Raw genomic sequence first — 4,741 nt, forward strand, 5'->3', positions numbered from 1 at the left:
AGGCGCCTTGGCTTTCGACACCCAATTCGTCAACGTGCCCTTCGGAATCCCCAGGCGCTGCGCGGCCGACTGCAGCGTCAGTCCCTGCTCCAGCACCAGTCTCACGGCCTCTGCCTGAAACTCTTCCCCGTACGTCTGTCTTGCCTTGCTCATCTGTGCACACTCCTGATCCACGATCTTAATCTAAGGACCAAGCGTGTCCGCCTCGATCAGGCTACCTCATACCGCATTTCGCCATGAGATGCAGCACGTGTTGAACCGCGGTGAAGCGGTGCACATTCTCCAGCGAGCGATCCATTCCGGCAAGATACCGATCGAGCTGGCGCGCCATGACGCGTCGTTGGCGGCGGTGTCGTCGGCCTTGACCTTGCTATCCAATTCAGTAATGGCTTGGAATACGATGCACATGCAACGCAGCTGGAACATCCTCGAGAAGATCGGCGGCGAGACGACTCGAGCTGAGGGCCTTCGGCATATCGGTCCCACCCACCTCGAGGGAATCAATCTGCGGGGCACTTTTGAGTTTCCCATCGCGCGCTATGCGCATCGGCTCATGCCCACCGCGGCGTTCCAGTCCGACCCATCTTCGCAGTGGCGTACGGCGTAGCCGCCTTTTTGCTTTGAAAGCGGCTCAGAGGGGCTGTACCAAAGAACTGATACCTCTGGGTCGCCAATAGTCACACCGGCGACATGCATCCCCTGACCGCCGAGCGCTTGCCGTCATCTGCTCGTCGGCTCCGACTCGGCTTTTCGGAGGCTGACCGCCCTTCCCTACCGCCACGCCGGACCAGTCAGCAAATGATTGATTTTATGGGGATATCTTCCTGGCATCGGCCGGAAACCCGCATGAATGCTTGGGGTTGCTAACCCGGTAAATTGCATCGAAAACAAAGGGATACCACGCTCCGCGCGCGTCGCCTCGATGGCCGATCGAGCCAGTGCCGCAGCGGTTTAACGCGCCTTCGCTCGGCCAGATGCCGCGCTTTGCGCACCATCGGCGCCTTGGTCGGATCGGGGAAACCCTGATTGAGATGCCATTACGCCAGAGTTGGAAGGCGCTGCTGCGGCGTGTTAATCGACAGCCTCTCGGCATGCTCCGCAAGTTGCCGCGCGGTGCTGTCAGCGATGGCCGGCAGGAACCCGACCCAGCCGACCTCGTAGTGTCGCACCGCCGACAGGCCGGTCTCAGATATGAAAATAGCGTTCTTTATTACTTCTGGGTATATGTGTCATTTTCGGCTTTATCCCGGCTCGCCCCCGATTCGGCGGCGTCATCGGCCGGGTTAGACGGCGGCGAGGCGCTGGTCCGGGAGTTGGACGTAGCGGAATAAAAGCGTGGGCCTCTCCGCTATCTCATCAACGGCTTGGATCGTATGGCCAGGAGTATTTTATGACCCTCCTCTATGCTTCTTCAAAGCGTAGCGTTGGCAAGTACTCCATACTCACATCCTTGATGCCAGTGATGGCATGCTGCTCCACTAAGCGGTTCCAAATTTGTTCAGCCTCAGCATCGAAGCATGGCCATCCACAGAGCAAGTACTTTCGCCCGCTTGCGGTGATGCCCAAGCTGCTGACAACGTCAAAAGACCGGATGGCCGTACTAATACGTCCAGTTTGGCTTTCAATACAGAATCCGACGAAATATCGATCCCCCCGCGCCGTCTCCCGGACCCGCCAGCGTTCTAGCGTAACCTGTGTTTGAACGGCGAGACGCTGCCGCGCCTGCGGCGTATTTGGGCGGGCTGATCGAGGGATTACAATGGAGCAATACCTTTCACCAGACAGTCTCGATCTGGCCGGCATGACCGCTGATGCCGTTGACGAAACGTCCTACAGGCGCGGTCTCAACTAGCTTGCCCAGAATATTCCCCGTTTTGGCGCGGTCTCTTTTTCGCGAGTTGGTTTCAAAGTTGCTGGTAAAACATATCGATCGTACCCAATCCTCTGTCCAACGCTTCGGGAGTTGAGCGCCGACGAATCAGTTCGCCTTCCCAGCGAGCCAGACAACGGCCAAGTAGGTCAGCACGTGTGCGTACTGGTCCACGCCAAACGCCCACCAGTACTGCGGCAAGTTTGGTGTCAAATTGGCTCGTCGGCCGAAGCGCACCTTCCAGTGGTCGACCATGTAATGGATGACGGCGTCGAAGATCCCCAGCCCGAGCCAATGGGTTACACCGAAGCCGCCGAGCAGCACAGCAGTGCACAGGCCATGCAGCCCCGCGTGGGCATAGCCACCTGGTCTCCGGAAGTCGCCCTTGCCGGCCAGCATCCAGCTCGGCTGCCACAGGAAGTCGCACACCAGATGCTTGGTGAACAGTGCGAAAAGCAGCAGCAACGCCATGGCCCAACTCTCCACCAGGCCTACGACCTACATAAAGATATATGCGCTGCAGCGCAATTGCGAATCTTGGCCACAGGCCTAAAACAGACGGAGCGAGGTACCCAGACTCATCGAGTCGCTGACGGGACCGGCGGTCGTCGAGTATAGCCGTAAGAAGACGATGGTTCGCGTGATGCTGGCGCCAGAAATAGCGAAATAGCAAATACCGGCCACACCCTCAATGGCGCGCAGAAGGCCACGATGCGAACGGCCACTGAAACAGAGACAGTAAGCCAAAAAAACGGCGGCGCCATTCGCCGCCGTCCTGACACTTGAGCGGTCAGCCGGCCGAGATTTGGATCCGCCGTGGTTTGGCTTCTTCGCGCCGCGGGATGGTCACCTTCAGCACGCCATCCTGCAGGTTGGCTTCGATGCGTGATGCATCCAGATCAGGGCTGAGCGCAAAGGTTCGCGCATAACGTGGCTGCCGGATCTCTGCATGTTGCACACGCAGTCCGGCCGGCGTCGGCACTACGGCTTCGCCCTCGATGCGCAGGTTGGCGTCGTGGACGTTGACCTCCAGCTTCTCGCGCGGCACGCCGGGCAGGTCGGCCCACAGCGTAACGCCAGCGGAGGTCTCGTAGATGTCGACCGCCGGCACCAGCGTCGGTGCCTGCAGGTCTTCCCGGCGCTGGGCGACGGAGCCCTGGCCGCCTTGGGGGTCTTGGTCGCGCTGGGCGACCGGGTTCGATTCGTTCATGGCTTGCTCCTGGTCTCAGCTGACGGTAATGGCGCGCGGGCGCGACGCTTCGCGCTTGCCCACGCTGATCGACAGGCAACCGTTAACGTAACGCGCCTCCACCTTGTCCGAGTCTGCCGCCTGTGGCAGCTCTATCACGCGGCGGAATTTGCCCGCGAAGCGCTCCTGCGCATAGGGCCGCGCCTCGGCGTCGCCTTCGGGCTGTACCGGGGCTCGCTCGCCGCTGATGGTCAGCAGGCCCTTGTCGATCGATACATCGAACTGATCTGCCTTCAGGCCCGGCGCGAACAGCACGATCTCGATCGAATCGTCAGTGATGCCGAGGTTGAGCGGGGGATACGCCCCCAATCGCCCGGACCGCAAGCTCGAAGGAAATCCGCCGAACAGGTTCGCCATCTCCCGTTGCAGCCGCTCGAACTCACTGAACGGGCCGGTGGTGAAAAAGAAGTCACTCATGGTTAGATCCTCCTTCTTTGCAGCGGGAAAAGCGCAGGCATGCGTGCCTGCCACTACCGCTGGCATACCAATAGGAATACGCAGCGCGCGTTGTCGCGACGACTGGGCAAGCTGTAATTAGTGGTGGGCCAGGAAGATTTCAAGGGCCTCGAGCCGCATGCGCTGCGATTCGTCATCGCCGCCCCCTATCTGACACCGCACCAGGCGATGTCGTATTCACAAACAGGGCCGCGCAAACGCGACGGAAGAAAATTGGGGCTGGCAGCTCTGGCGTAGAGCAAGGCTGGCCCGGCTCCACGACGTCGGTATGTGAATCAACTCTTTACGGGGGCGCTTGCAGCTCTGCACTGGCACTGCGGCCCACATGCGCATCCAGCTCCGCACTGACATTGTGGCCCGCAGGCGCACGTACTATGCTTCGCAGTTGTCTTGAAACCGCAGAGGCAGCCGGCGCTGGGGGCAAGCGGTGCAATCACATTGGGATTGAGTAGCGGTGTTCATGGCGATACTCCTTTCTGTTGGAAACGAGACGCCAGTGTGCAATCACTGATGACGGGCAGCTTGAACGAAACGGCTAGACTCCGCCTAGACGCGCTGGACGCCTGAGCGCCGGTCCGCTAAGGGCATAGGTAGCTGTGGTCAAGTTGCAGCTTACGACGCGATGGCAAGTTTAAGACGTCGCCGGAAAGCCAGAACCGGATGCCGGGTTTCCTTCTTGAGCAAATGGCGGAAACGGTCGGGTAAGAAATGGACAAATGTAGTGGTCAAGTAATTTCGGACAGGCAGATAGGTTGTTTCACTGTCGATTTCACCTCGTAGGCAGTGGGCGACAGATACCCCAGGGTTGAGTGCAAGCGCACCGGGTTATAAAAGCCAACGATGTACTGGGTGATTGTAGTGGTCAAGTAATTTCGGACAGGCAGATAGGTTGTTTCACTGTCGATTTCACCTCGTAGGCAGTGGGCGACAGATACCCCAGGGTTGAGTGCAAGCGCACCGGGTTATAAAAGCCAACGATGTACTGGGTGATGTCGCGCCGTGCCTCGGCGTGGTTGGCATACTGACGCTGCCACACGCGCTCCATCTTCAGGTTCAGGAAGAACCGTTCCATCACCGAGTTATCCCAGCAATTGCCTTTTCGACTCATGCTGCAAACAATCTGATGGCGTGCCAGCAAGGCCTGATACTCCGCGCTCGCGTACTGG

At 59.3% G+C, this 4,741-nt stretch carries 6 protein-coding genes and 1 pseudogene; 1 reads left to right on the top strand and 6 read right to left on the bottom strand.

Going from position 1 to position 4,741, the window contains the following annotated elements; genetic code table 11:
- Positions 1-153 (bottom strand): transposase (locus E1J61_RS36070; protein ID WP_165971573.1); only part of this gene is annotated, 153 nt, incomplete at its 3' end.
- Between the two features lie 67 nt (positions 154-220).
- On the opposite strand from E1J61_RS36070, the pseudogene E1J61_RS36075 reads away from it, so the two are divergent.
- Positions 221-607 (top strand): annotated as a pseudogene (locus E1J61_RS36075) (Tn3 family transposase); the annotation flags it as partial.
- A gap of 1,371 nt (positions 608-1,978) precedes the next feature.
- On the opposite strand, the gene E1J61_RS36080 reads toward E1J61_RS36075, so the two are convergent.
- The 5 genes from E1J61_RS36080 to E1J61_RS36095 all read right to left on the bottom strand — a co-directional run.
- Positions 1,979-2,341, bottom strand: a complete 363-nt coding sequence (locus tag E1J61_RS36080) for a DUF3307 domain-containing protein (protein ID WP_133098550.1) — start codon at positions 2,339-2,341, stop codon at positions 1,979-1,981.
- Between the two features lie 319 nt (positions 2,342-2,660).
- On the bottom strand, positions 2,661-3,080 hold the full coding sequence (locus tag E1J61_RS36085; protein WP_133098551.1) for an Hsp20/alpha crystallin family protein: 420 nt from the start codon (positions 3,078-3,080) through the stop codon (positions 2,661-2,663).
- 15 nt (positions 3,081-3,095) lie between these two features.
- Positions 3,096-3,536 carry an Hsp20/alpha crystallin family protein gene (locus E1J61_RS36090; RefSeq protein WP_133098552.1) on the bottom strand — a complete coding sequence of 147 codons (441 nt, stop codon included), beginning with the start codon at positions 3,534-3,536 and terminating at the stop codon, positions 3,096-3,098.
- Positions 3,537-4,300: 764 nt separating this feature from the next.
- Entirely contained in the window at positions 4,301-4,441 is a 141-nt protein-coding gene (locus E1J61_RS39030; RefSeq protein ID WP_371705020.1) for a hypothetical protein, read from the bottom strand.
- The coding region (locus E1J61_RS36095) for an integrase core domain-containing protein (protein ID WP_165971483.1) at positions 4,438-4,741 on the bottom strand (304 nt) is incomplete at its 5' end. The genes E1J61_RS39030 and E1J61_RS36095, both read right to left, overlap by 4 nt.

The organism is Cupriavidus sp. L7L, assembly GCF_004353535.1.
Taxonomy (GTDB): domain Bacteria; phylum Pseudomonadota; class Gammaproteobacteria; order Burkholderiales; family Burkholderiaceae; genus Cupriavidus; species Cupriavidus oxalaticus_A.

Bases quoted from the DNA above. Each gene is read 5' to 3' on its own strand.
- E1J61_RS36080 (WP_133098550.1), bottom strand. From the start codon at position 2,341: ATGGCGTTGCTGCTGCTTTTCGCACTGTTCACCAAGCATCTGGTGTGC.
- E1J61_RS36085 (WP_133098551.1), bottom strand. From the start codon at position 3,080: ATGAACGAATCGAACCCGGTCGCCCAGCGCGACCAAGACCCCCAAGGC.
- E1J61_RS36090 (WP_133098552.1), bottom strand. From the start codon at position 3,536: ATGAGTGACTTCTTTTTCACCACCGGCCCGTTCAGTGAGTTCGAGCGG.